This window comes from Algoriphagus aquimarinus (genome assembly GCF_900112005.1).
Classification (GTDB): domain Bacteria; phylum Bacteroidota; class Bacteroidia; order Cytophagales; family Cyclobacteriaceae; genus Algoriphagus; species Algoriphagus aquimarinus.
In genome coordinates, this window is record NZ_FOKK01000005.1 from 157349 (window position 1) to 182558 (window position 25210).

At 40.5% G+C, this 25210-nt stretch carries 22 protein-coding genes; 13 read left to right on the plus strand and 9 right to left on the minus strand.

The genetic code is table 11. The features are described from left to right. The first annotated feature begins 83 nt into the window (after positions 1–83). Positions 84–1763 (plus strand): energy-dependent translational throttle protein EttA, encoded by a 1680-nt coding sequence (gene ettA / locus BM291_RS08355; RefSeq protein ID WP_092896213.1) that lies wholly within the window; start codon positions 84–86, stop codon positions 1761–1763. A gap of 213 nt (positions 1764–1976) precedes the next feature. On the opposite strand, the gene BM291_RS22505 is transcribed toward ettA, so the two are convergent. Then, positions 1977–2279, minus strand: a complete 303-nt coding sequence (locus BM291_RS22505) for a type II toxin-antitoxin system RelE/ParE family toxin (protein WP_092896214.1) — start codon at positions 2277–2279, stop codon at positions 1977–1979. Next, positions 2267–2449, minus strand: a complete 183-nt coding sequence (locus BM291_RS08365) for a hypothetical protein (RefSeq protein ID WP_092896216.1) — start codon at positions 2447–2449, stop codon at positions 2267–2269. The genes BM291_RS22505 and BM291_RS08365 overlap by 13 nt, the downstream gene beginning before the upstream one ends. A 203-nt stretch (positions 2450–2652) precedes the next feature. On the opposite strand from BM291_RS08365, the gene BM291_RS08370 reads away from it, so the two are divergent. Continuing rightward, positions 2653–3825 (plus strand): hypothetical protein, encoded by a 1173-nt coding sequence (locus tag BM291_RS08370; RefSeq protein ID WP_092896218.1) that lies wholly within the window; start codon positions 2653–2655, stop codon positions 3823–3825. A gap of 101 nt (positions 3826–3926) precedes the next feature. Further along, a complete protein-coding gene (locus BM291_RS08375; protein ID WP_092896220.1) occupies positions 3927–5447 on the plus strand; it encodes a MutS-related protein in 1521 nt (506 codons plus the stop codon). Positions 5448–5506: 59 nt separating this feature from the next. Here BM291_RS08375 and BM291_RS08380 read toward each other — a convergent pair whose 3' ends face one another. Further along, positions 5507–6928: a sulfatase-like hydrolase/transferase gene (locus tag BM291_RS08380; RefSeq protein ID WP_092896527.1), complete on the minus strand. Its 1422-nt coding sequence runs from the start codon at positions 6926–6928 to the stop codon at positions 5507–5509. A 199-nt stretch (positions 6929–7127) separates the two neighbouring features. On the opposite strand from BM291_RS08380, the gene BM291_RS08385 reads away from it, so the two are divergent. Continuing rightward, a complete protein-coding gene (locus BM291_RS08385; RefSeq protein ID WP_092896222.1) occupies positions 7128–8429 on the plus strand; it encodes a pyridoxal phosphate-dependent aminotransferase in 1302 nt (433 codons plus the stop codon). A 60-nt stretch (positions 8430–8489) separates the two neighbouring features. On the opposite strand, the gene BM291_RS08390 is transcribed toward BM291_RS08385, so the two are convergent. Both BM291_RS08390 and BM291_RS08395 read right to left on the minus strand, forming a co-directional pair. Next, positions 8490–9050: a transposase gene (locus BM291_RS08390; RefSeq protein ID WP_092896224.1), complete on the minus strand. Its 561-nt coding sequence runs from the start codon at positions 9048–9050 to the stop codon at positions 8490–8492. A gap of 75 nt (positions 9051–9125) precedes the next feature. After that, on the minus strand, positions 9126–10061 hold the full coding sequence (locus BM291_RS08395) for a zinc dependent phospholipase C family protein (RefSeq protein WP_245786809.1): 936 nt from the start codon (positions 10059–10061) through the stop codon (positions 9126–9128). Between the two features lie 212 nt (positions 10062–10273). On the opposite strand from BM291_RS08395, the gene rpsT reads away from it, so the two are divergent. The 8 genes from rpsT (at position 10274) to BM291_RS08435 (ending at position 17640) form a co-directional block, all read left to right on the plus strand. Then, a complete protein-coding gene (gene rpsT, locus BM291_RS08400) occupies positions 10274–10528 on the plus strand; it encodes a 30S ribosomal protein S20 (protein ID WP_092896226.1) in 255 nt (84 codons plus the stop codon). A 96-nt stretch (positions 10529–10624) separates the two neighbouring features. Next, a complete protein-coding gene (gene radC / locus BM291_RS08405; protein WP_092896228.1) occupies positions 10625–11320 on the plus strand; it encodes a RadC family protein in 696 nt (231 codons plus the stop codon). 141 nt (positions 11321–11461) lie between these two features. Then, positions 11462–12079, plus strand: coding sequence for a DUF1684 domain-containing protein (locus BM291_RS08410; protein ID WP_092896230.1), 618 nt, complete (start codon positions 11462–11464; stop codon positions 12077–12079). A 118-nt stretch (positions 12080–12197) separates the two neighbouring features. Continuing rightward, the gene (pheT, locus tag BM291_RS08415; RefSeq protein WP_092896531.1) at positions 12198–14609 is read left to right on the plus strand and encodes a phenylalanine--tRNA ligase subunit beta; all 2412 of its coding nucleotides are present in this window, start codon (positions 12198–12200) and stop codon (positions 14607–14609) included. A gap of 2 nt (positions 14610–14611) precedes the next feature. Then, positions 14612–14896: a hypothetical protein gene (locus tag BM291_RS08420; protein WP_092896232.1), complete on the plus strand. Its 285-nt coding sequence runs from the start codon at positions 14612–14614 to the stop codon at positions 14894–14896. Between the two features lies 1 nt (position 14897). Continuing rightward, positions 14898–15182 carry a cell division protein ZapA gene (locus tag BM291_RS08425; protein ID WP_092896234.1) on the plus strand — a complete coding sequence of 95 codons (285 nt, stop codon included), beginning with the start codon at positions 14898–14900 and terminating at the stop codon, positions 15180–15182. Positions 15183–15250: 68 nt separating this feature from the next. After that, positions 15251–16816, plus strand: coding sequence for a ribonuclease Y (gene rny / locus BM291_RS08430; protein ID WP_092896236.1), 1566 nt, complete (start codon positions 15251–15253; stop codon positions 16814–16816). Between the two features lie 62 nt (positions 16817–16878). Further along, positions 16879–17640 (plus strand): zinc-dependent peptidase, encoded by a 762-nt coding sequence (locus BM291_RS08435; protein ID WP_092896238.1) that lies wholly within the window; start codon positions 16879–16881, stop codon positions 17638–17640. A gap of 31 nt (positions 17641–17671) precedes the next feature. Here the strand turns inward: BM291_RS08435 and scpA are convergent, their stop codons facing one another. Together scpA and BM291_RS08445 are read right to left on the minus strand one after the other, a co-directional pair. Further along, positions 17672–19792: a methylmalonyl-CoA mutase gene (gene scpA, locus BM291_RS08440; RefSeq protein WP_092896240.1), complete on the minus strand. Its 2121-nt coding sequence runs from the start codon at positions 19790–19792 to the stop codon at positions 17672–17674. After that, positions 19789–21195 carry a methylmalonyl-CoA mutase family protein gene (locus tag BM291_RS08445; RefSeq protein ID WP_092896242.1) on the minus strand — a complete coding sequence of 469 codons (1407 nt, stop codon included), beginning with the start codon at positions 21193–21195 and terminating at the stop codon, positions 19789–19791. Before BM291_RS08445 ends, scpA begins: the two co-directional genes overlap by 4 nt. A gap of 406 nt (positions 21196–21601) precedes the next feature. Between BM291_RS08445 and dnaA the strand changes: the two genes are divergently transcribed. Beyond that, complete coding sequence (dnaA, locus tag BM291_RS08450; protein WP_092896244.1) at positions 21602–23023, plus strand: chromosomal replication initiator protein DnaA; 1422 nt, start codon at positions 21602–21604, stop codon at positions 23021–23023. Between the two features lie 67 nt (positions 23024–23090). Here dnaA and BM291_RS08455 read toward each other — a convergent pair whose 3' ends face one another. Together BM291_RS08455 and BM291_RS08460 are read right to left on the minus strand one after the other, a co-directional pair. Beyond that, positions 23091–23507, minus strand: coding sequence for a nucleotidyltransferase substrate binding protein (locus tag BM291_RS08455; protein ID WP_092896246.1), 417 nt, complete (start codon positions 23505–23507; stop codon positions 23091–23093). A gap of 145 nt (positions 23508–23652) precedes the next feature. Beyond that, entirely contained in the window at positions 23653–25101 is a 1449-nt protein-coding gene (locus BM291_RS08460; RefSeq protein WP_092896248.1) for a trypsin-like peptidase domain-containing protein, read from the minus strand. Between the last annotated feature and the right edge of the window lie 109 nt (positions 25102–25210).

The following is a 25210-nucleotide window of genomic DNA, read 5'->3' on the forward strand; positions in this document are numbered from 1 at the left end:
TAATTCAAAAGCACTTATCCTAAGAAAGCGCTTTTTTTGCCATCTTTGATTCTTAAGTGAAGTTCAAAGTAAAAATATAACGCATGAGCGCAGAAAAAATCATCTTTTCCATGGCAGGAGTTTCAAAAATCTTCCCGCCACAGAAAAAAGTACTCAAAGATATTTATCTCTCATTTTTTTATGGAGCCAAAATAGGGGTTCTTGGTTTGAACGGTTCAGGTAAATCTTCTCTGTTGAAGATTATCGCCGGAATGGACAAGGAATTCCAAGGTGAGGTAGTTTGGTCGGCTGGTTACACAGTCGGAATGCTGGAGCAAGAGCCTAAACTCGATCCAACTAAAACGGTGAAAGAAGTAGTAGAAGAGGCAGTTTCAGAGACTGTTGCTTTGCTGAAGGAATTCGAAGCAATCAATGAGAAATTCATGGATCCTGCTTTGATGGAAGATCCTGATGCAATGAATGACTTGATCGAGAAGCAAGGAGTGGTGCAGGAGAAGCTTGACGCTGCTAATGCATGGGAACTCGATGTTATGCTTGATAAAGCCATGGATGCACTTAGGCTTCCTCCTAGTGATGCTAACGTCGCTAACCTTTCGGGTGGTGAAAAAAGAAGAGTAGCACTTTGCCGCTTGCTTCTACAGGAACCCGATGTGCTTCTACTCGATGAGCCTACCAACCATTTGGATGCAGAATCTGTGCATTGGCTGGAGCAACATTTGAAAAATTACAAGGGTACCGTAATCGCGGTAACTCACGATAGATACTTCCTAGACAACGTAGCCGGTTGGATTCTTGAGCTGGATCGTGGTGAAGGTATTCCGTGGAAAGGAAACTATTCCTCTTGGCTTGATCAGAAGCAAAACCGATTGAAGCAGGAAGAAAAGACAGAATCTAAGCGTCAGAAAACATTAGAACGAGAGTTGGAGTGGATCAGAATGACTCCAAAAGCCCGTCAGGCGAAAGGTAAAGCTCGTTTGAGCGCTTACGATAGAATGGTCGGGGAAGAGTCTAAGGAAAGAGAAGCGAAGTTGGAGCTATTCATTCCTCCAGGACCTCGTTTGGGATCCAAAGTGATAGAAGTAAATGGCGTTTCAAAAGCATTTGGAGACAAGTTGCTTTTTGAAAACCTGACTTTTGCTTTGCCGCAAGGTGGAATTGTAGGTGTGATCGGGCCGAACGGTGCGGGTAAATCCACGCTTTTCAAAATGATCACTGGGCAAGAGAAGCCAGATGCTGGTAATTTCGAAGTAGGAGAGACCGTACAGTTGGCCTATGTGGATCAAAGTCATGATGCATTAGATCCAAATAAGACAGTTTATCAGACGATTTCTGAAGGAAATGAACTGATGATGATGGGCAATAAAGAAGTCAACTCACGAGCCTATGTGTCCAAGTTTAACTTCGGTGGAGGAGATCAGGAGAAAAAAGTTGGTGTGCTTTCCGGTGGAGAGCGAAACCGGGTTCACTTGGCTTTGACACTGAAAGAAGGCGGAAACCTATTACTTCTCGATGAGCCTACCAACGATTTGGATGTGAATACACTTCGTTCTCTGGAAGAAGCACTGGAAAACTTCGGTGGTTGTGCCGTGGTAATTTCCCACGATAGATGGTTCCTGGATAGAATCTGTACTCACATTTTGGCTTTCGAAGGAGATTCTCAGGTGGTGTGGTTTGAAGGAAACTTCTCCGACTACGAAGAGAATAAGAAGAAAAGACTTGGCGATGTGGAGCCGAAGAGGATTCGATATAAGAATTTGAAGTAAGTAGGCAGTGGCAGTGATCAGTATTCAGGTAGTCTGAATAAAAGCCGAATGCTAAATCTTAAAAACGTTTCGTCACTGCGAGGTACGAAGCAGTCTAAGCAGTCTAAAAGAAAATCTCCGGAGTAGAAAATACTTCGGAGGTTTATTTCCTACGAAAATTTATTAGTTAAACCCTCAGAATTAATAAGGTTTTGAGGGTTTTTTAGTTCAATTTCAGAAAAGTTGAGTTCTTCTATTTAAATCCCTAGCTGAATGGTGAACGGTCAAAATATCTACCTGAGTATCTCCTTTTGTACGATATAGGATTATATAACTCCCCTCGACAAGTTGTCGGATATTTAACTCACCGAAAATTTCTAGCTTTTGGCCAGCTAGTTGATATTGTTTCAGAATATAGGTTCTCTGCCTTATTCTTTGGATTTGAATTTTAGCATAGCGTTTGGAGTCCTTGCTAATGTATTCAGCAATTTCTTTCAAATCGTTAACTGCTTGATCTGTCCAATTTACTCGAACCATTTGTTTACTTCTTGATCCAGTTCTTCGTCTGAAATCACTTTACCTTCCTCGGAATCTTTGAGCCCACTTTCTAATTTTTGGACTAGAATTAAATGCTCTACCAAGTCGTCTAAAGAAAACTCCTCAGGAAGTTTCTCTAATTGCTTTTTTACCAATTTTTTAGTTAACATATTGAAAGAGTTTAATCAAATATAGTGATTTTAGGATTTGGGATGCTTTTTCTAACCAAGTCTAAATACGTGTCTTTTTCGTTTTGTTAAAAAATGTAACGTTTCCTTTAAACCCTCTGATCACACTTGAACGAGATTTATTAGGACGAAAGAATAAGTTGTATTGTTACGAAATTTTAATAGTTTAGCTAAAAAACAATTATATGAAATTTCAACTCTTTTGTATTGGTCTGCTATGTTTGATTTTTTCATGCGGGGAAAAGACCCTAAAACCCGATGAAAGTCGTGAGTTTGAGTTTGTGAAAGTGGACTCATTGGTGATGGATATTCTAGAGACAGTTCGGATTCTTGACTACCATCATGAAAAAGAACTTTACCTTATCGTGAAGCAAGCTAGTATGGAAGGGCACTACATGCTAATAGATAAAAAGGGAGAAATAGTTTCTGAAAACAAACTATCAGAAGGGCCAGATGCTTTTGGAATGGTTCTGCTAAGAGCAGGTTTTGTGGGAGATGAGATTATGTTTGTTTCAGATGGAAAGGTATTCGTCTATGATCTTGACTTTAAGCAACTTCGAAAATATCCATTTGAGCAAAACCCGAGAGTAAAGTTGGTTCATTTCACCTTGGACAATCTCAGCACTTTTAAATCCTCAAATGGTGAGTTAAGTGTAATCGCAAATCTAAATGATGGCTATTTGCAGCCATACCCTTTGGATTATTATGATACACTAAACATAGTCCATTTGCTGGATGCTCGCACAGGTACAGTTTCAAAAGGAGGGAAGTTGAATGAAAATGGGAAATTTCGTTCAAGTAGATTTTATCCTTTTATGGATAAACCAGTTTATTTTTCTGATAATCAATCGACCTATATATCCACCATTTTATACGGAGATACAACCTTATATCAACTAGACCCAAATCAAAATTTCAAAGTGGCAAACCAAATCCATTTGAAAAGAATACAGCCTGATTTGATCAAGGATATTCCGATGTCAGACGCTTCATTTACCACTGTTAAAGAGTATAGATCTGAAAATGTCATGTTGGGAGGGGCTTTTGATGATATGATGGGAAATGGGGATGAGCTGTTGGTAGGTTACCGAACGGGTGTGGATCCTAATTTAGTATTTGAAAATCAGACACCCGAGCAAAGTAAAATCATGAATGCATCCAAAAAGAGGTTTTATTATTTCGTCAAGAACGGGCGTCAGCTTGGAGTTCCAATTCTATGGGATTTGCCGGGCTCATTGAAGCTGAATGTAGGGCCAAATCTGTATCTCCAATATGGAGATCAAGCTGAGTTGCATGAGTTCGAGAAGGATTACCAATGCTATTATATCTATGAATTAAGAGAAAAGGAAATCATATAAAGCGATTACTTCCTGATTCCGTAGTACTAAATCAGTCGATTTAAAGAATATTTCTATCTTTTGACTTTTGAAATCAACTATGTCAACCTCAATGGTTTTTAATGAAGAAATCAGACAATCTGGATTTTGACAGAATAAGCAAGTATTACCAGCAAGTCAGTAAATCCGGATTCTTTCAGGATGTTTCTGCCAAACTATGGAATGACTTAGGTATGGATGAGGTGTTTCTGAGAATCGATTATACCCTTACCAAATACGGAGAGCAATTCCTGTATTATTCCCTTCGATTGGTGAAACAGGGGCCGTTAGTAAATGAAGGATTAGAATCCACGATTGAAATATTTGAGAAAAGTCCTGGTTTTGAATCCTTTTTGAAGAGCAAGCTTGAAATCTTAGCAAAGAATGATTCTTATTTTTTATGTAATCTTTTTCAAAGAGAGACATCTAAAAATCCCTGGTACATTTTCCTATTTTACATCCTATCGGGGCTTTCTGTCATTAGTGTAGTCTCGGCATTTTTTATACAATGGTTGGCTTTTCCTGCGATACTAGTGGTCACCTCCAATTTTATCATTCATTATTGGAGCAAACTGACGGTGTCTCTTGAGTCAAGGACCTTTGGGCAGCTAGGAGAAATGCTAGCCATTTCGCAGACCATTCTTAAAGAATCAAAAAAACAACAAATTTTCCTGCCCAAACAGCCAGAAATCGAAAAGGTAGGGAGGCTTATTTTTAAGGCATCTATGCTTAAACCGAGAATAAAAGGGTTTAGTGAATTAGCGGAATTGGCTGGGTATATTTTGGAGTTGATTAAGGCTGCGTTCCTGATAGAAACCCTGCTCTATTATTCACTACTTAAAGATATACGAGAGAAGCGAAGCGTTATAGAAGATAATTTTGAGTACGTTGCTTACCTGGATTTTGCGCTATGCATTCTACAACTTAGGAGGTCAGACCCGTCGATTACCTTGCCTAAAGAGCATGATTCGTTGCAAATTGACGGCAAGGGTTTGCTTCACCCTATGCTTTCAGAATCTATTCGAAATTCTATTCTGATTGATCACAATGGCGTTTTGATCACTGGTGCAAATATGTCAGGGAAAAGTACTTTCCTAAGAATTATAGGTTTGAATAGCCTGTTAGCCCAGACCATTAATTGTGCTTTCGCCTCGGAACTGACTCTACCCAAACTGAAAATTTATTCGTCTATCCAGACTTTTGATGAGTTGGAAAGTGACAAAAGTTATTTTTACAGTGAGGCCGAGACGATTAAAGAAATGCTTTCAGTTCAAAATGAGCAAGATTTTAACTTGGTTTTGATCGACGAGATTTTCAAAGGAACCAACAGTCGTGAGCGGCTGGTGATTTCTTCAGAAGTTCTGAAACAACTAGCCATAGAGAATTCTATCGTGATTGCCACGACGCATGACCTGGAGTTGGTTCATGGGCTTCCTGATTTTATGTTTTTTTACTTTACCGGACAGGATGTGGCTGGTAAATATCAATACGATTTCCAGCTCAGATCTGGAGTTTTGGATAGTACCAATGCTGTTTTCGCGTTGAGAGATATGGGATATCCAAAGGAGGTTTTAGATAAAATCAGGGAGAGGTTAGATGGTTGAGTAAGAAAATAAAGATTTTAAACCTTCGATGTTCATAAAAACATCAAAGGTCAGCTCACTTACTTCACTTCTGGCTGCGTCACCTGATAGTTATGATCATACAATCCCAACTGTCGCTTTTTCCAAACAGCTCCTTCCAGGAAAACTGGATGCGGAAGATTTACATCCCAAATCCCAAGTTTTTTTAATAAGTAAGAAGTCTTGTCAATATTCTTCAGAGCCAAATCATTTTCCTCTGAAGGATCTTCAGCAAGATTATAAAGCAGAGGAAGTCTATCTGGAATACTTACCAATTTCCAATCACCCTCTCGAATTGCTCTGCTAATGGTGAATTTCCAAGTCATCTCCCGATTGGCAAGTGGAGCTGTTTTTTCGGTCAGATGAGGGATTAAATCAACTCCGGTAAACATATCCATCGGAGTTTCAGTATCTCCAGCTAAAGCAAGAAATGTAGGGACGATATCAAGTGAAGTCACTTGTTCATCATAGGTTAGGCCTTTTGGAAGTAAACTCGGTAAATTCATCACGAAAGGAACATGGATTCCGCCTTCAAGCAAAATTCCTTTCTGTCCCCGATAAGGCGCATTGTTAGAAGCATTGCTATCCGTTGGTCCACCATTATCGCTGATGAATACCACCAGTGTGTTTTCTTTGAGACCTTGGTCTTCCAGTGATTGCATGATTTTTCCCACATTCAAATCAAGTCGGTGTACCATCGCCGCATAGGTGCGTCGCTTTTTGTCAGCAATGTTTTGGTATAAAACCAAATCCTCTTCCAGCGCCTGCATTGGCGTATGCGGAGCATTGAATGCTGCAAAGAGAAAAAACGGATCGTCTTTATGTCGAGTGATAAAATCCACGCTTTCATTCCCCACATCATCTGTGATATAAGTGATCGGAGCGGGAGTTTTGAAATTACTCTCTAAAGGTTCTTTGTAACCTGTTCCATTAGGCAAGGCCTCAAAGTAATCGTGTCCACCGCCAGTATATCCCCAGAATTCATCAAATCCTCTCTTCAGGGGATGGAATTGAGGTTCTTTTCCCAAATGCCATTTTCCGATCAAACCATTGACATAACCTAGCTTATTCAAGTGGTCAGCGATTGTTTGTTGCGTGAGTGGAAGTCCATTGTATTCAGGATCAAACCCAGGTTCAACTCCTCCCAGGTTATTGTCGTGGCCGAATTCAACTTGATTGATTCCTGTGATAAATCCAGCTCTGGAGGGACTACAAACTGCCGAGGAAACGTAGCCTTGGGTGAAGGTGACGCCACTTGCAGCGAGTTTATCTATATGTGGTGTTTTGATCTGTGTGCTACCTGTAAAACCCAAATCTCCATATCCTAAATCATCCGCAACGATCAATACCAAGTTATAGTGGGTAGGCTCATTTTGGTTTAAAACTGAATTGATTGTTGCCGAACTAATTAAGGGCCTAAAGGCAAGGAAAACAATCAGGCAAAGAGGAAACAAGTTTTTCATTGGGATATTTTTGGTAGAAACTAGTGGGGTAAGAATACCTGAAATTTCATTTAAAAAGAATTTCAACTAGGGTCAATGGCTGAAATATCGTTTAAAAGTGATTTAAATCCTTCTTTTGAATTTTTCTAATTTCACTCTATTTTCTAGCCTTTTTCGTTTCTTTACACCCGAATTATTTTGCATTCAGCCTAACAAACCTATGAGACAGCAACTCCTAAGATCCGGAGCGGAAGAATTGACGTATGAAATTCGTGGAATAGTGAAGAAAGCTCGTCAAGTTGAAGCTTTGGGCTATTCTATGACTTGGGAAAATATCGGCGATCCTATCCAAAAGAGCAATCATGTGCCTGAATGGATGAAGGAAATCATCGCAGACCTGATGAAAGACGACAAGACGTATGGTTATGCAGATTCCAAAGGAATGTTGGAAACTCGTAGATTTCTCGCTGATCTCAACAATGCAAGAGGAGGGAGTCAAATCACAGCCGAGGATATTTTGTTCTTTAATGGGCTAGGGGATGCTATCGCAAAACTGTATCAGTTTTTGATCCCGACAGCAAGAATTATTGGTCCTTCACCAGCTTATAGTACGCACAGTTCTGCTGAAGCTGCTCATGCCAACGCTGCTCCGATTACTTACAAACTTGACCCAGACAATCAGTGGTTGCCGGACATGGAGGACTTGTATTTGAAGGTTCGTTATAATCCTTCGATTGTAGGAATCTTGATTATCAATCCGGATAATCCAACGGGGATGGTGTATCCACGAGAGGTGTTGGAGGCTTTTGTGAAAATTGCCGAGGAGTTTAATCTGTTACTTATTACAGATGAGATCTACCAAAATATCACCTACAACGGAATTACGGCTGTTCCACTTGCCGAAGTAATTGGAGATAGACCTGCAATTTCACTGAAAGGGATTTCAAAGGAATTTCCTTGGCCAGGATCACGCTGTGGCTGGATGGAATTTTATAACCGAGAGTCCTCTAAAGAGTTTTCGAAGCTTTGCCAGACGCTGGAGAATGCCAAGATGATCGAGGTTTGCTCTACTATTTTGCCTCAGCTAGCAATTCCAAAAATCATGAAGCATCCAGCTTATTTCAAGTACAGAGAAGAATCAAATGCTCAAATCGGTAAGCGTAGCGATTGGATGCGAGAGATCTTAGGAGATATTCCCGGGATTAAATTTAACCCTACTCAGGGAGCTTTTTATAATACCATCGTATTTGACGAAGGAGTGTTGAAGGAAGATCAATTTTTACCGATCGAAGATGAGAAATTGAATGGTTTACTTGATTCATGGCTGGAGGAAAAAAACATGCCGTTGGATAAGCGCTTTGTTTATAATTTATTGGCAGCAGAACAGATTTGTGTGGTACCGATTTCATCCTTTTGCTCGGATTTGAGAGGTTTCCGAGTGACTCTTTTGGAGGAAAATGAAGAGGTTTTCAAAAGTACGTTTAGGAGAATAGGGAAAGCGATTGAGAGTTATTTGAAGTAGTGAAATGAACTCTCCGAGGGTTCTAAAACCCTCGGAGAGTTTCGCGGTTAGAATTTCAATTTATTCTTCAGAAAGATCAAAATCTAGTTCAATTGGTAATTTATGATCAGCTATCATCCCCTCTTTTCCTCCAAACCATTCTAAGACTTTTTCTCTTTCTAGATGAGTTTGCTTCTCAGAGAAGAAAGCCTTCCAAGAGCTATGTTTCCACTTTCTAAAGTCTTTTACAAATCCATGATGAGCAGGATTTTGATGGATATAGGTGATGCACCTTGTGAAATATGAGTCAGTATTTATCTTTTTTCTTTTCAAATTAGACATGAATAAACTCCCTTTTCTATGGTATTTCTTATTGTAGGATTGGCAGTAAGAATTAAGAAGATTAGAAAAGGCTTTGCTTGTGGATAGTGCTGGATCTTCATTTACCTGAATCAAAAAGTGGAAATGATTTGGCATGAGGCAATAAGCGAAAGTCTTAACTGCAGGGGACAAATAGAAGGAATACTTCGATAGGAAAAAAAAGTAATTTTCTTCCTCTCTAAAAATGTTTTCTGTTCCATTTGCATGAGTCCATACATGGTAATATCCACCGGGTTCAAATGGTATTGTAGGTCTAGGCATAATAAAAGTTATTTAACTGAATAATTATTGTAACCCTCCGAGGGTTTTTGAACCCTCGGAGGGTTCTTTACATTTTCAATGGTCTCTTACTTTGATCTTTGAATCAGGCACTATCACTTCCTCCTCACCTAATTCTTTCGAAAATTCTGACAAATCCGGTTGCCCAGCGTTTACCCAGGCCGTAAACCAAAAATCGGCGATCATTTTGACGGATTTCTTCATTTGACGCTCGATTTGGCTGTTAAGCGCTAAGGCGTATGCTTCGGTAAATTCCCTGGAATAAACCCGAACGGTTAAATTGTTTCGTTCTTCGTAGCTGTATTTTTGATCAGGTGAGAAGCTTTTCGTCAGCTCTTTTTCGATAGATAGAACACTATCTACTTTCGAATGCGCTTCTTCTACAGCTTCCCAAAGAGCTAACTGAGGCTTTTCTATATAGTCCGCCTGTCCCACCCAAAGTGGATAATCTTTTGCCTGAAGTTCAGGGACACGACTTTCCCAGAATCCATGAATCCCGACTTGATCCGTAAGCTGACCATTATAATTTACTGTGGTGTGAAGCGGGACATTTAGATCACCTATGTAATGACCCAAGTCTGCGGATAGTCTCAAAATGGCAGCAGAATTTTTGGTTTCGAAGGCTTTTGTAAGGTTTAGAAAAGTGAAATATGCTGACCAAGGCCCAATGCCATTCATTCGTAAGCTGTCTTCAGTAAATTTTTCTACCGCTTCGTTCCAGTATTTTGGTAGTATTTGAAGCGCAGAATCACCGTAATAGTCCAAGTCTATGTAGTGCTTTTCCGCTTCTCCTTCTACTGCATATCTTCGACGGTCAGGATTTACAGCATTCTCAGTAATGTACTGGATCTGAGGTTTGTAAAAAGCAATCATTTCCTCCGGAAGAGAAAATACAGCAAGCCTATTTATTAAAGAATGTGTGTAGAAACCCCAGGTGATTGGTGTGTCTAAAATTAAAAAAGGCCAAAATATCCAGACAAGAAAAGTTTTCATACCTAAAAATAAACAAAATCTTTATCAGGTAAATGCCTAGATAAAAGGTATATTTGCAGCCATAAGGGGTGTTTAGACGAATTATAGAATTTGAAAAAGACTTGCTGTATGAGGAATGTTTAAAATTCCTTTGGCGGATTTAATAAATTCTAATAACTTTGCACTCCGATTCGGAATAGGGACACGTAAAGAAATTCAATTATAATTAAGATATGGCAAATCACAAATCAGCTCTGAAGAGAATTCGTGCAAACGAAGCTAAGCGTTTGAGAAACAGATATCAGGCTAAAACGACTAGAACTTTCATCAAAAGATTGAAAGCAACTACTGATAAAGTAGAAGCTTCTGAGCTTTACAAGAAAGTATCTTCTATGTTGGACAAGTTGGCTAAGAAGAATGTGATTCACAAGAACAACGCAAGCAACAAAAAATCAAGATTGTCCAAGTTCGTAACTGCTCTAGGTTAATTCTCGAAGATTTTATTTCTCTAAAACCCTGCTAGACAGGGTTTTTTTTGTGCCCTGAAGTAATTAAATTCATAGATCATTTTTTAATAGAACGCTATGGATATATACTCCTCAATCAAAATTTCTCAGCTTGCAGAAGAAGATCGTCCACGCGAGAAGCTACTACTCCGAGGTAAATCTGCACTGACAGATGCAGAGCTCATTGCTATATTGATTGGGTCAGGTACTCCGTCACTGAGCGCTGTGGACCTTTCTAAGCATATTTTGGCGAGTGTGAATTATGATCTCATGGCGCTGGCGAAGATGTCCATTCAGGATCTAAAGAAATTCAAAGGCATAGGAGAAGCTAAGGCTATTTCTATAATTGCAGCGATGGAGCTAGGGAGAAGGCGCAAGGAATCGGAGCCTGTGAAAAAACCTAGAATAACTTGTTCGCAGGATATCTATGATCTGATGAGGCCTGAATTGCTCGATGAACAAGTGGAATACTTTTACTTGATTTTGCTAAACAGAAGTAATCAAGTGTTGAAAAAACATATGGTCTCACAAGGAGGTACAGCTGGAACGGTAGTGGATCCTAAGATCGTGTTCAAAATTGCTTTAGAGCATCTTGCTCAGTCGGTTATACTAGTTCACAATCACCCTAGTGGTAATTTGACTCCATCAGAACAAGACAAAAGACTGACCCAGCGGTTGGTCAAAATAGGAAGGGAGTTGGATTTGCCTGTGCTTGACCATGTGATTTTTACAGATGTTGGCTACTTTAGCTTCGCCGATGATGGTTCACTCTGATTTTATGAAATCGAGCCTGTCTGCAACAGTCAGGTGTGATGCGTGAGGCACACAGTGCAATGTTGATCTACCAAGCAAGATCCCATCCTGATTCCTCCGTCAAGGGACAGGTTGTGGACTTAAGAAAGAAAATATTAATACATGAAAAATAATACTATTATACTTCTGATTATCTCTGTAGTGGTTTTCGCTGCGGTTGTTTACACCTTGACAGGAACTGAAAGCCCTGAAGATTACATTGAAAAGATAGAGGCTGAGCGTGAAAGGCAGTTTAAATTCATTCGTTTCAACTTTGAGTCTCCTTTGACAGATGAGCAAAAAGTGACTTTCACCAAATTGAATTTTTATCCAATTGATCCGAATTACAGAGTAAAGGCGCGTATGGTGCCAATAGAAGATAGGAAAGTAAGAGAAGTCCCCTTAACAGACGGAACGAAAGAGAGATACTTAGAGCATTCTTGGGCTGAGTTTGAATTGAATGGAAAACCTGAGAAACTCTTATTACTCCAGGCTATGAGTGAACCTGATAAGCGCAATTTTTTCTTAGCTTTCGCTGATGAAACCAGCGCTGTGGATACTTATGGTGGGGGCAGATATATCAATGCTCGCCAGGATGGTAAAAACAGTATAACGATTGATTTCAATATGGCTTACAATCCTTATTGCGCATACAATCCAGAATATGGCTGTCCACTTCCTCCTAAAGAAAACTTGCTGGAGATTGCAATTCCAGTTGGGGAGAAAAATTACGAGAAATAGCCTTTCGGCCTAGCTCAAATCTCTTAAATTTGTACGTACTATTGAATAAAATGGGGTTTTCGAACCCCTTTTGTTTATCACGCAGATCAATCTTGATTTGCTTTATTATGAATTACTGATGAAAATCTCAATAAATCGATTAAAAAAATATATCTCTCATACGGAATCGGCGGAGGAAATCGGCGCATTGCTGACTCAATCCGGTTTGGAAGTAGAGGGCATAGAAGAGTTTGTTTCCGTCAAAGGCGGCCTTGAAGGAATCGTGATAGGCGAGGTGTTGACTTGCGAAAAACATCCCAATGCTGATAAATTAAGTATAACCACGGTGGACATCGGAACTGGTGTTTCTCCTATAGTTTGTGGAGCTCCTAATGTTGCTAAAGGTCAAAAAGTACTGGTAGCTACTGTAGGAGCTACGCTTTACCCATCAGATGGTGATTCATTCCAGATCAAAAAAGCTAAAATCAGAGGTGAGGTTTCTGAAGGGATGATTTGTGCTGAGGACGAGTTAGGACTTGGTGCCAGTCATGCTGGAATTATGGTTTTGGATACGGATTTACCAAATGGTACACCAGCTTCTGAGTTTATCGAGATAGGACAAGATCAGGTTTTGGAAATCGGATTAACTCCGAACCGAGCTGATGCAGCCTCTCATTTGGGAGTAGCGCGTGATTTGAAAGCACTTTTGGGGAGAGATTTAGACATAGATGCTGCTCCTGAATTAAAAGTAGAAACTTCTGGTCCTACTATCCAAGTACAGGTAGAAAATGCTGCTGATTGTCCTCGTTATGCTGGTGTGGTGATGACAGACTTGAAAGTTGGACCATCGCCGACTTGGCTTCAGAATTTTCTGAAAGCTTTGGATCTGGAACCTATCAACAATGTGGTGGATATCACCAATTTCATTTTGCATGATTTGGGTCAACCATTACATGCATTTGATGCTGCTAAAATTTCCGAAGGAAAAATCATCGTAGGTAAGCTTCCAAAGGATTCGAAGTTTGTGACTTTGGACGAAAAAGAGCGCAAGCTTTCTGGAGAGGAATTGATGATCAAAGACTCAAAAGGCGGACTTTGCATTGCTGGAGTTTTTGGTGGGGTGGATTCAGGTGTATCGGATAGCACGACTTCCATTTTCTTGGAATCGGCTTATTTTTCTCCAGATATCGTGAGAAAAGGAAGTCAATTTCATGGCTTGAAGACGGATGCTTCTTTCCGTTTCGAACGAGGAACTGATCCAAATATGCCGGTTTATGCTCTGAAAATGGCTGTTAAACTACTTCAGGAAATCGCGGGTGGAAAAGTGAGTTCTGAGCTGATTGATATCTATCCAGCCCCGATTGAAGACTTTGTGATAGAGGTGAATTATGGTCACATCAATCGCCTCATTGGGAAGATAATTGAACCTTCACAGGTGAAGTCAATTTTGGAAAGTCTGGAAATTAAAGTTGAAAATGAAACTGCAGAAGGCTTTACGGCCACTGTAAAGCCATATAGAGTAGATGTGACGCGTGAAGCGGATATCATCGAGGAAGTTCTGAGGATTTACGGTTTTCACAACGTGGAGCTCTCTGAGAATCTTAGAACGGACTACCTTGCAGAGCATCCTGTGAAGGATCTGAATAAGTTGCAGTATCGTTTGACTGAGATCTTGACAGGTCAGGGTTACTACGAGATGATTACCAATAGCTTGACGAAGTCTACGTATGCTGAGAAATCTGGTTTCCTTGATCCAAAAGACAACGTAGTCATTTACAACAAGCTTAGTGAAGATCTTGATGTGATGCGTCAAAGTTTGCTTTACTCAGGGTTGGAAGTTTTGGCCAGAAATATAAACAGACGTCAGACCGATTTAAAATACTTCGAGTTTGGCACCGTTTATCATAAGGCTGAAGAAGGATATGCAGAAAGCAGAAGGTTGTCACTTTTCCTTACAGGTAAAAAGACCGCAGAAAGCTGGTTAGAGCCGACGAAGGGATTTGCCTTTGCGGATTTATATTCAACAGTGGAAGCAATTCTAGAGAAGTTGAATGTACAGCCTGGGAATCTTTCAATGGTAGAGACTGCGCCCTATGCATACGGCTTGAAGATCATGCTTGGTCAAAAGGAATTGGCGACAATTGGTCTGCTGGACGATAAGATTTTGAAGCAAGCTGAAGTAAGGCAAGAAGTATGGTATGCTGATTTAAATTGGGATTTGCTTTGCAAAAAAGCTGCTGGTTTGAAGAAGTTTGAGGAGATTTCGAAATTCCCTGAGGTTCGTAGAGATCTTTCCTTGGTGATTGACAAAACAGTCAGTTACGATCAGGTAAAATCTGTAGCGACGAAATTTGGAGGAAAATTATTAAAAAGAATTGGAGTTTTTGATGTGTACCAAGGTGATAAAATTGATGCAAGCAAGAAGGCCTATGCATTAAGTTTTCACTTACAGGATCAGGAAAATACTTTGACTGATAAGGTAATTGACAAAACTATGAGTAAATTGATTCAAGCCTTTGAGAAAGAGGTAGGTGCTTTGATAAGAACATAGAAATGATTCAAGAAGAACTGCAAAAATTGGAGAAACTAGCATTAAGAGCTAGTAGTAAATTGCTGGAGATAAGTGAAGAAAACCAGCAATTGAAACAAAAATTATCCGAAGTGAGCACTGCTTTGGGTAAAAAAGAGCAGGAAATTGAACATTTTAAAAATAAAATTAAAATTAGTAACATTGTGGACAACCAACCGGTGAATCCGGAACAGTCAACTGAAATGAGTGACCTAATCAATAATTATATACAAGAAATCGATCATTTAATCACCTACTTATCTGAGTGATATGGAGACACTTGCCATCAGGTTAAAAATAGGGGATAGAGAATATCCCATGCGCGTGAAGATCGAGGACGAGTCCAAAATCCGTCATGCTGGCAAGCTGATTAATGAAAAATTAAGAAAGTATAAAGAGGAATTTGGACTGGACGACAACCAGGATTTGCTGGCTATGGTAGCTTTTGATTGCATGGTGGAATCATTGGAGACTAACCAAGTAAATACGGAAGATTCCGAGCATATAAAATCCAGTATTTCTCATATCAATGCCTTGCTTGCTAAGGCTTTGTAATTATTTATAACACAAAAATCAGAAGATTTTTCAGATTCCCCCAGGTTTAATTTATATCCAAAATACCTATGGGAGACATACTATATATTGTCCTCGCAGCCCTAATTGGGACTGGTGCAGGAGCTGCTATTGCTGGCGCATTAATTAAAAATAAAAATTCTAAACTAGAAGAAGAAACCCGCGAGCGTGTGAAATCCATGCTTCGTGAAGCTGAAATCAATGCAGAGTCTATCAAAAAAGACAGGATTCTGGAAGCTAAGGAAAAGTATCTCAAGCTTAAGTCTGAGTTTGATGAGGAGATGGGTAATAAGAAGAATATTATCATCACCAATGAGAATAAAGTTAAGCAAAGAGAGCAGCAGGTTTCAAAGGAATTAGAGCAGGTCAAAAGAAAAGAAGCTGAGCTAGATAGCAAATCAGAGAATTTAGCTGCGCAGTTACACTCAGTGAAAGTTAAAAAAGAGGAGCTAGATCGTGTAACTAACCAACGTATTGCCGACTTAGAAAAAGTAGCAAACCTTACCCGCGAAGAAGCACGTGATCAATTGGTAACTATGCTTACAGAGGAGGCTAATTCCAGAGCATCTTCACAAATCAAAGATATACTAGACGAAGCTAAACTTACCGCTACCAAGCAGGCCAAAAAGATCGTCTTGGATACTATTCAGCGTACAGCTACTGAACATGCGGTAGAAAACTGTGTGTCTGTATTCAACATCGAAAGTGACGATATCAAAGGTAAAATCATCGGTAGAGAAGGTAGAAATATACGTGCGCTGGAAGCAGCAACTGGAGTAGAAATCGTAGTAGATGATACACCTGAAGCAATCATCATCTCTGGTTTTGATCCAGTGAGAAGAGAAGTAGCAAGACTTTCACTTCATAGATTGGTGCAGGATGGACGTATTCACCCAGCTAGGATCGAAGAAGTTGTGGCCAAAACCGAAAAGAATATAGAAGAAGAGATCGTTGAGATCGGCGAGAGAACTTGTATAGATCTTGGTATTCATGGCCTACATCCTGAGTTGATCAGAATGGTAGGACGTATGAGATATAGATCTTCTTACGGCCAGAACTTACTTCAGCACTCTAGAGAAGTAGCCAAGCTTTGTGCTACTATGGCTGCTGAAATGGGTCTTAATGCTAAGATGGCTAAGCGTGCAGGTTTGCTTCATGATATCGGAAAAGTATGGCATGAAGAGCAAGAGCTTCCTCACGCTATTTTGGGTATGGAACTGGCTAAGCGATACAAGGAGCATCCAGAGATCTGTAATGCGATCGGAGCTCACCACGATGAGATTGAGATGACTACCATGATCTCACCTATCGTTCAGGCTTCAGATGCGATTTCAGGAGCTAGACCAGGAGCTAGACGTGAAGTGATGGATAGTTACATCAAACGTCTGAAAGACCTTGAGGAGCTCGCATTAGGCTTTGACGGAGTAAATAAATGCTTTGCGATGCAAGCAGGTCGTGAACTTCGTGTTTTAGTAGATGCTGATAATGTTGATGATTCTACAGCGGGTAAGCTTTCTTTTGATATTTCTCAGAAAATAGAGAAGGAAATGCAGTATCCAGGACAGATCAAAATCACAGTAATTCGTGAAATGAGATCAGTAAATTACGCTAGATAACTTAAGAATTAATTCTTACTTTAAGGGCAGCTACTCATCGGTAGCTGTCTTTTTTTGCACTTATGTTTTTACTTCATTCGCTATTACTTGAGATTTTCGAATGGCTCTATGATGGAGTTACCTATTTGAATAGGCGAAAAATCACGAGTTCGGAAAGAACAATTTTGGAAAATGCATTTCCATACTACCAGAGACTCAATCAAAAGCACCAAGATAAGTTTGTGCAAAAATTGGAAATGATCTTAACAGGAAAATCATTTATAGGCAGGTCAGATATTAGAGTAGTTACTCCAGAGATGAAAGTGCTTATTGGGGCGACGATAGTGATGGTGACTTTTGGCTTGGATGATCTTCGATTACCACATTTCAATAAGATTTTGATTTATCCAGACACGTATTACAGCACTATTTCAAAGCACTATCATCGTGGCGAGGTCAATCCACGACTCGGGATTATCGTTGTTTCTTGGAGTTGTTTTTTAGATGGGATGCAGCATGAAAGTGACGGAGTGAATCTGGGTATCCACGAAATAGCCCATGCCTTGAAACTGGAAAATCAGATTTATAACAACGGAGAAAGTGAATTCTTCAATCCTATAGTTTATAGGGACTTTCATGTCTTGGCGAGCCAGGAAATAGGAAGAATAAAAGCCGGGAACTTGACTGTCTTTAGGTCAAATGCCGGCTTAAATGAGGATGAATTCTTTGCGGTAGCTTTGGAGACCTTCTTTGAAAAGCCCCACGAGTTTTTTGAATATAATCAGATACTCTATGGGACTTTGGTACGCCTCATGCGCCAAGATCCGCGAGTGTGGATCCGGTAATAGGTGTTCTTTATTGATTTAAAAGAGTCTGCTACGCTTCCATCAATTTCTTTAGAATCTTAATCGCGGCTTCTGAGAGAACAGTTCCAGGCCCAAAAACCTCCGATACTCCAGCATCAAAAAGGTATTGGTAGTCTTGAGTGGGAATCACGCCGCCAGCTACTACCATGATATCGGCTCTTCCCAATTTCTTCAAGGCTTCTATCAATTGCGGTACAAGTGTCTTATGGCCTGCGGCCAAAGAGGACGCTCCGACGATATGGACATCATTCTCTATGGCTTGCTGAGCAACTTCTTCCGGAGTTTGGAAAAGCGGCCCGATGTCCACGTCAAACCCCATATCAGCAAAACCTGTGGCGATGATTTTAGCCCCACGATCGTGTCCGTCCTGACCCATTTTGGCAACCATGATTCTTGGTCGACGACCTTCCATTTCGGCGAATTCGTCAGATAGGGCAATGGCTTTTTGAAACGATTCCTGATTTTTCACTTCTGCTGCGTAAACTCCCGTGATAGATTTTGTTTGTGCTTGATGGCGGCCGAAAATCTCCTCCATTGCATCTGAGATTTCTCCCAAAGTAGCTCTTTTTCTCGCTGCATCGATAGCCAATTCAAGTAGATTTCCATCACCTGACTTAGCTGCCTGAGTAAGGACTTTCAGGCTTTTGGCTACTTCTTCCTGATTTCTTGAATACTTCACGCCTTTGAGTCTTGCAAGCTGAGATTCTCTGACGGCTTGGTTGTCCACATCGCGAACTTCAATCTCAGACTTTTCATCTACCTGATAGCGATTAACACCAACAATGATGTCTCTGCCACTGTCGATCCTCGCTTGCTTTTTGGCGGCAGCCTCTTCAATTCTTAGCTTAGGTAAACCTGCTTCTATGGCTTTTGCCATTCCGCCCAGTTCTTCCACTTCTTCGATCAATGTCCAAGCACGCTGCACCAATTGATCTGTCAAGAACTCCACATAATGCGATCCTCCCCAAGGATCAACCACATTGGTGATGCCAGTTTCTTCCTGAAGGACTAGTTGTGTGTTTCTGGCAATCCTTGCAGAAAAATCTGTAGGCAAAGCGATGGCTTCATCCAGTGAATTTGTGTGAAGAGATTGTGTGTGTCCCATTACAGCAGCAAGTGCTTCGATGGCCGTTCGAGTTACATTATTATATGGGTCTTGCTCGGTAAGTGACCAGCCAGAAGTTTGGCAGTGAGTTCTTAGAGCTAGGGATTTGTCAGATTTTGGATTGAACTGCTTGACGATTTTCGCCCATAGTAAGCGACCTGCCCGCATCTTGGCGATTTCCATAAAGTAATTCATGCCAACCGCCCAAAAGAATGAAAGCCTAGGCGCAAATTCGTCTATGTCCAATCCGGTTTTTACGCCTGTTCTCAAATACTCCAATCCATCTGCAAGTGTGTAAGCCAATTCAATGTCTGCCGTAGCTCCAGCTTCCTGCATGTGATAACCAGAAATGGAGATGGAATTGAAGCGAGGCATGCGCTCCGAAGTGAATTTGAATATGTCGGCGATGATCCGCATCGATGGCTGCGGTGGATAGATATAAGTGTTTCGCACCATAAACTCCTTCAGAATATCATTCTGAATAGTTCCATTTAGCTGCTCCGGTTTTACTCCTTGCTCTTCTGCTGCAACTATGTAAAAAGCCAAAATTGGAATCACCGCTCCATTCATGGTCATGGAGACAGACATCTGATCCAGAGGAATCTGGTCAAACAAGATCTTCATGTCTTCCACAGAATCGATCGCAACGCCAGCTTTTCCCACATCGCCGACAACACGTGGATGATCTGAATCATATCCTCTGTGAGTAGCCAAATCAAAAGCAACGGAAAGTCCTTTCTGACCACCGGCTAGGTTTTTTCTGTAAAAAGAATTGGACTCTTCCGCAGTAGAAAAACCTGCGTACTGGCGAATTGTCCAAGCTCGCATGCGATACATCGTACTGTAAGGCCCTCTTAGATAAGGAGGGATTCCTGCTGCAAAATTCACATGTGAGAGCTGAGCGATTTGCTTTCCATCAAAAACTGATGGAATAGAAATCTGCTCTGGGGCTTCCCAGTTAGTTGTTTCTTCAACGATGGACGTCTGAATCTCTACAGATTTCCAATTTTTCAGGTCTGGTCTCATGCGTGATTCAGTATGTTTTGTTCTACAAAGTATGTCGCTCTGCTTGGAAGCAGTTCAAATTCCTTTTCAGCTATTGGCTCAAATGCTAGGTGGTTTTCCAATTTACCTTTGGCTAAGTATTTATTCACACCAACTTTTATATCTGAATCGGCTAGAACTCTCTTCTGGGCCTTTTCTCGAGAATCTCGAATTTCAGCATGGAGTGTCCTGTCTTCGAAGCTTTTCAGCCAGCCGCCTTTTTCTTCCAAATCCTGAAGTCCTTCGATTACGAATTTTTCAATTTCTCGTTGAAGTGTTTCTAAGTAATATGATCCGGCGGCAGGGTCCATGACTTTATCCAAATAGCTCTCCTCATTAAGAATAGAAGAAACATTTCTCGCGATTCTCTTTTCCAGTACGGAGGCATCTTTTCCTTCCGTAGGTTTCACCCAAAGGGAATTTCCACCTCCAAGAATCCCTGCCATCGCTTCATAAGTCTGGCGAATGAGATTGGTGTTTTTGTCCAGAAGTGATTTGCTCCATTGGCTGGTGGAGGTAGTGATGTGAATATTCTCCATCTCGATCTGTACACCGTAGTTAGCGGCTAGTTCCACGATGAGCTTGCGCAATGCCTTCACCTTAGCGATTTCTGCAAAGTGTGAATCACCGACAGCAGTATGGAAAGCTAAATTTTCAAACACTTGAGTTGGTGAAATCGCTCTTTTGGAAAGCACGTCTATTAACTCTATGACTTCTCCCAAACCAAAAATCAGTTCCTCGATCCCAGTAGCACCAGAATTTGCGTAGCGAGATAAATTTATTGTGATCGGATAAAATTCTCTAAACTCCTTGAAGTCATTTATCGCTTTAGCTGCTTGGTTGACTTCCTCATCAAAATTATCTCCACTTTGAAAGAGCTTGTCGCAAGGAGACCAGATAATTGATCCCCGTAGCATTCCTGGTTTTAGCGTTAGAGAATCTATCCATTCCTGTATTTGATGAAAAAACTGGGTCGTTTCTCCAGTAGGCAGGAAATTGGTGGATATAAACTCCGTGTGAACTGCTTTTAGAACTTGGTTTAGATTTTCTGTCCCTTCCAAATGCAGTATTAGTCCGTCTGCTCCGTTCTGAAGGGCATGGAGAACCTCTTCATTTGTCTCTTTTTCATTTTCTGGAAATACAGACACTACATTATTCCAGACACGTGGAGATGTACCAGGTATTTTAGCGTCTGGATGAAATTTATTTTCGGCCGCTAAGCCATCTACATCTTCTGATGTGTAGAAGGGAGAGATCTTGACTTTATTCCAAAGTGAGGAGGTAAGTGTGTCCTCAAAATCTTTTCCTTTTAGGTCTCTTTTTACTTGTTCAATCCACTCATCTTTGCTGGAGGGAGGGAATGAATAGAAGTCCTGATTTGTCATAGTTGGGTTTACAATTGTACTTAATCTGTATTTCTACGAATAAAAACCATTTATTGATTAGTAGTGGTAGATCAAAATGGGCTTCATCAAAATTAGGAAAATGAGGGAGAAATAAAGAAGCTAAAGGATTGACTTTATTATTTCGATTTGTTTTGCAGATCTTTTCAAAAGCCTGAAAACTAGAATAGTTACTGTTTTTGAGCTAAATGCGACCCTATATCACTTTAAAATTGATGCATAAAACTGAAAAGTATTTTATCACCAAATTTCCTTTGGCAGGAAATAGGGAGTTGTCCAAAAACTCAATATTTCAAGAAGAAATCAATTTTTTATTTAAGTTAATTTTCATCAAATTTGACACCCTTGCACCTACCGCAAGATCATTGTTTTTCAGAAATCTTCTCTAATGAGTTCAGAAGCTAGCGCCGTTTGGAATGAATGTTTACGTGTTATTGAACAACACGTCAATGAGCAGAGCTTTTCAACTTGGTTTAAGCCCATTAATCCAGTAAAACTTGAAGGCACTTCGCTGACCATTCAGGTTCCAAGCCAATTCTTCTACGAGTGGCTGGAGGATAATTATGTGCAGGAATTAAAAATTGCCATCAAGACTACCTTGGGGCAAAGTGGAAGATTGGAATATGCTGTAGTGGTCGATAGAGGAAATTCTTCCAATCAACCCTATGTAGTTTCTTTTCCTCAGGGAAATGCTGGAAACAATAAAAAGTCTCAATTACCAGAAGAGCCGGACAAGACGCCTTTTGAGATGAAGTCGCTTAATGCTGAAGCATTGACGAATAGTAATCTTAATCCTACTTATACCTTCACTACTTATATAGAAGGAGATTGTAATAGACTGGCGAGATCTGCTGGTTTTGCCGTGGCGACTAAGCCTGGAATCACTTCCTTTAATCCGTTGATGGTGTATGGTGGAGTAGGTCTAGGTAAAACTCATTTGGTTCAGGCGATAGGCAATGAAATCAAAAATGGCCCGGATAATAAATTCGTGTTGTACGTTTCTTCCGAAAAATTTGTGAATCAATTCATGGACTCCATCAAGGATGGGAATGTGAAAAGCTTCACTAATTTCTACATGCAAGTAGATGTCTTGATCATTGATGATATTCAGTTTCTAGCAGGTAAGGATAGAACTCAAGAGATGTTCTTCCATATTTTCAATCACCTACATCAGAGCAAAAAGCAAATCATCATGACTTCAGATTGTCCGCCTAGGGATCTGAAAGGCTTGGAGGAGCGTCTGCTTTCCCGATTTAAATGGGGTTTGACAGCAGATTTGCAGATGCCAGATTTTGAGACCAGAGTAGCGATTATCCGTAGAAAAATGCAATCAGAAGGGATTATTATTCCTGATGACGTAGTAGAATATCTTGCTTACACAGTCGATACCAACGTCCGTGAGCTGGAAGGAATACTTATTTCCTTGATTGCCCATGCTTCCCTGAATCGTGTAGAGATCAGTTTGGAGCTAGGTAAGACGGTGATGAAAAATATTATCAAGGATATTGAGACTGAAGTCGGAGTTGACTTTATTCAGAAATCTGTGTCAGAATATTACGGTATAGCGCTTGATGACTTGAAAGCAAAAACCCGTAAAAAGGAGATTGTAACAGCTCGGCAGGTAGCGATGTATTTCTGTAAGGAATTCACCAATCACTCATTGAAGTCTATTGGCTATCACTTTGGAGGTAGAGATCACTCTACCGTAATTCATGCGGTGCAGACGGTGAATGATATCATGGAAACTGATAGTTCTTTCCGAAATGCTGTGCTGGAATTGAAGAAGAAATTCAAGATGAGATCTTATTAATAAGGACTTTTAGCCCTTTGACTTTTTACCTCTCGCAAAAGCTATAATTCACTCTAATTACGGAGCCTTACTCATTCAGCTTTTTGCCCATAGTTTCTTCAAAACGCTGCAAAAGTCTGATGTAGCGTTTTTGGATGTTTTCCAGAAAATTCTCCTGCGTATCGATGTCATAAATAGGGTTGTATTGAATACGGTCTATCACGATATCTAGCCAAGCCTTTCCGTCATCTATTAAATCGGCATGAAAGGCCTCTACTGTCAAATCCCTAGATCCGGAAAATGGACCTTTACCGATTTGTCTGAAATACTGGGTGATGACATTAAGCGCTAGCTCATGAGTTTCTTCAAAATGCTTCAAAATATCTCTGGACTGTGACTCTGTTAGCTTGCCATTTTTTGCGCGTTTCGCATAATCTGTAAGGTCAGCCAATTCGGCACTGAATTCTTCTAGGCATTTGTCGCAGGATTTTATGACGGTTTTCATGGGAAGACGAGTTTTGGGATTGAATGCGTTTTGACTGAATAGAAAGTCTATTTAAAGTACTAAAATGATTCGATATAACTAAGAAATTTCGGTTGAAAAAAGCTGTTATCTCTCACATACTTTTGAAACTCGTCTTCCCATAATTTTACCTCACATTATAAGTTTGCATAAATGGCTGGCCATTAGAAGCGACTCCTTCAAGAAGTAACCTTCCACTGAATTTCTCCAAATATGCCCCTACTTTGTTCGGATCTTTAGCTGGGTCGCCATTGATCTGAGTAATAACAAAACCCTCTCTCAACCCGAGTTCTCTTAGATAGCCTCGTGTCAACCCAGTGATTTTAATTCCATAATCCACACCGAACTTGTCTTTCTCAATGGTATTGACAGCTTCTAGTCTTGCTCCCAAAACCGCAGAGTTATAAAACTCTCGCTTGATGACGCCATTGCCTCCTTCTAGATTCTGGAGATGAAGATTAGCAGTTTTCGCGGACCCATTTCTGAGGTAGGTGACAGAAAGATCGTCACCAGGGTAATAGTAGGAGAGTGCTTCTTCGAAACTTCCTTTTCCTGTAATAGCTTGAGATCCGAGTTTAGTGATTACGTCATTTCGTTGAAGGCCAGATCTCTCTGCTGCACCATTTTTTATCACATGAGTCACAATCACGCCGTTAAGCGTTTCTATTTTCATCTCTTCAGCTAGCTCAGGAGTGATTTCCACTGCTTCAATTCCTGGAATGGCCTTTTGAACCTCTCCGTATTGAATCAGATCATTCGATACTTTCATCGCGATGTCTACAGGTACTGCGAATCCATATCCTGTGTAGGAACCAGTTCTAGATAGGATAGCCGTATTTATCCCGACCAATTCTCCATTGATATTGACCAAAGCTCCACCAGAGTTTCCTGGGTTAATTGGAGCATCTGTTTGAATGAAGCTTTCCAACGGAAAATCTCCTCCAAGTATATTGATTTGTCGCTCTTTGGCAGAAACTATCCCTGCGGTAACGGTAGAAGTAAGGTTAAAAGGGTTTCCGACTGCAAGTACCCATTCGCCAATTTTTAAATCTCGGCTGCTGCCACGCTTGATGGCGGGAAGATTTGTTTCCTCGATTTTCAATACAGCGATATCCGTGTTTTTGTCCGTACCAACCAACGTAGCTTTGTATGTTCGTTTCTTGTGGACGACCTCAATCGTTTCTGCTCTGTCTATTACGTGGTTGTTAGTCACGATGTATCCATCTCCAGAGATAATTACTCCCGAGCCAGTGCTCACTTGCTGCGAAGGCGCACCTCCGCCACCAAAAAAATAGTCAAACATGCTATATCTCCTCGGATCCGTACCAGAGAAATTTTTGATAAAGACGACAGATTCTGTGCTGTTTTCTGAAGCTTCTACGAATGAAATAGGTGCATCAGTGGAAGGGTAGGAATTTACTGGCCTGTATTGAGATGCAAAGCTTACTTCTGTTTGATTACCTTGGGGGAAATCAGGGAATTGCTCTGGCTCATTAAAATCAATTGTGCTCCAAACTGCAGCTCCGGCTAAGCCTGCCAGAAAGGAAACTCCGGTTGTTTTGAATAGACTGTTCATAGGCGAATCATTTAACAATTTGACGAACGTGAAGATTTACAGTTCTATAAATTCACATTATTTAAGTTCCGAATTAGTGTGATCATTCACTTTTGACCTTTAAAATTAT

Coding starts and splice junctions, on each gene's coding strand:
- BM291_RS08410 (WP_092896230.1), top strand. CDS start 11,462: ATGAAAAATAATACTATTATACTTCTGATTATCTCTGTAGTGGTTTTC.
- BM291_RS08395 (WP_245786809.1), bottom strand. CDS start 10,061: ATGAAAACTTTTCTTGTCTGGATATTTTGGCCTTTTTTAATTTTAGAC.
- BM291_RS08455 (WP_092896246.1), bottom strand. CDS start 23,507: ATGAAAACCGTCATAAAATCCTGCGACAAATGCCTAGAAGAATTCAGT.
- BM291_RS08380 (WP_092896527.1), bottom strand. CDS start 6,928: ATGAAAAACTTGTTTCCTCTTTGCCTGATTGTTTTCCTTGCCTTTAGG.
- BM291_RS22505 (WP_092896214.1), bottom strand. CDS start 2,279: ATGGTTCGAGTAAATTGGACAGATCAAGCAGTTAACGATTTGAAAGAA.
- BM291_RS08365 (WP_092896216.1), bottom strand. CDS start 2,449: ATGTTAACTAAAAAATTGGTAAAAAAGCAATTAGAGAAACTTCCTGAG.
- BM291_RS08385 (WP_092896222.1), top strand. CDS start 7,128: ATGAGACAGCAACTCCTAAGATCCGGAGCGGAAGAATTGACGTATGAA.
- ettA (WP_092896213.1), top strand. CDS start 84: ATGAGCGCAGAAAAAATCATCTTTTCCATGGCAGGAGTTTCAAAAATC.
- BM291_RS08420 (WP_092896232.1), top strand. CDS start 14,612: ATGATTCAAGAAGAACTGCAAAAATTGGAGAAACTAGCATTAAGAGCT.
- BM291_RS08390 (WP_092896224.1), bottom strand. CDS start 9,050: ATGCCTAGACCTACAATACCATTTGAACCCGGTGGATATTACCATGTA.
- BM291_RS08375 (WP_092896220.1), top strand. CDS start 3,927: ATGAAGAAATCAGACAATCTGGATTTTGACAGAATAAGCAAGTATTAC.
- BM291_RS08370 (WP_092896218.1), top strand. CDS start 2,653: ATGAAATTTCAACTCTTTTGTATTGGTCTGCTATGTTTGATTTTTTCA.
- radC (WP_092896228.1), top strand. CDS start 10,625: ATGGATATATACTCCTCAATCAAAATTTCTCAGCTTGCAGAAGAAGAT.
- rny (WP_092896236.1), top strand. CDS start 15,251: ATGGGAGACATACTATATATTGTCCTCGCAGCCCTAATTGGGACTGGT.
- BM291_RS08460 (WP_092896248.1), bottom strand. CDS start 25,101: ATGAACAGTCTATTCAAAACAACCGGAGTTTCCTTTCTGGCAGGCTTA.
- scpA (WP_092896240.1), bottom strand. CDS start 19,792: ATGAGACCAGACCTGAAAAATTGGAAATCTGTAGAGATTCAGACGTCC.
- BM291_RS08425 (WP_092896234.1), top strand. CDS start 14,898: ATGGAGACACTTGCCATCAGGTTAAAAATAGGGGATAGAGAATATCCC.
- BM291_RS08435 (WP_092896238.1), top strand. CDS start 16,879: ATGTTTTTACTTCATTCGCTATTACTTGAGATTTTCGAATGGCTCTAT.
- rpsT (WP_092896226.1), top strand. CDS start 10,274: ATGGCAAATCACAAATCAGCTCTGAAGAGAATTCGTGCAAACGAAGCT.
- dnaA (WP_092896244.1), top strand. CDS start 21,602: ATGAGTTCAGAAGCTAGCGCCGTTTGGAATGAATGTTTACGTGTTATT.
- pheT (WP_092896531.1), top strand. CDS start 12,198: ATGAAAATCTCAATAAATCGATTAAAAAAATATATCTCTCATACGGAA.
- BM291_RS08445 (WP_092896242.1), bottom strand. CDS start 21,195: ATGACAAATCAGGACTTCTATTCATTCCCTCCCTCCAGCAAAGATGAG.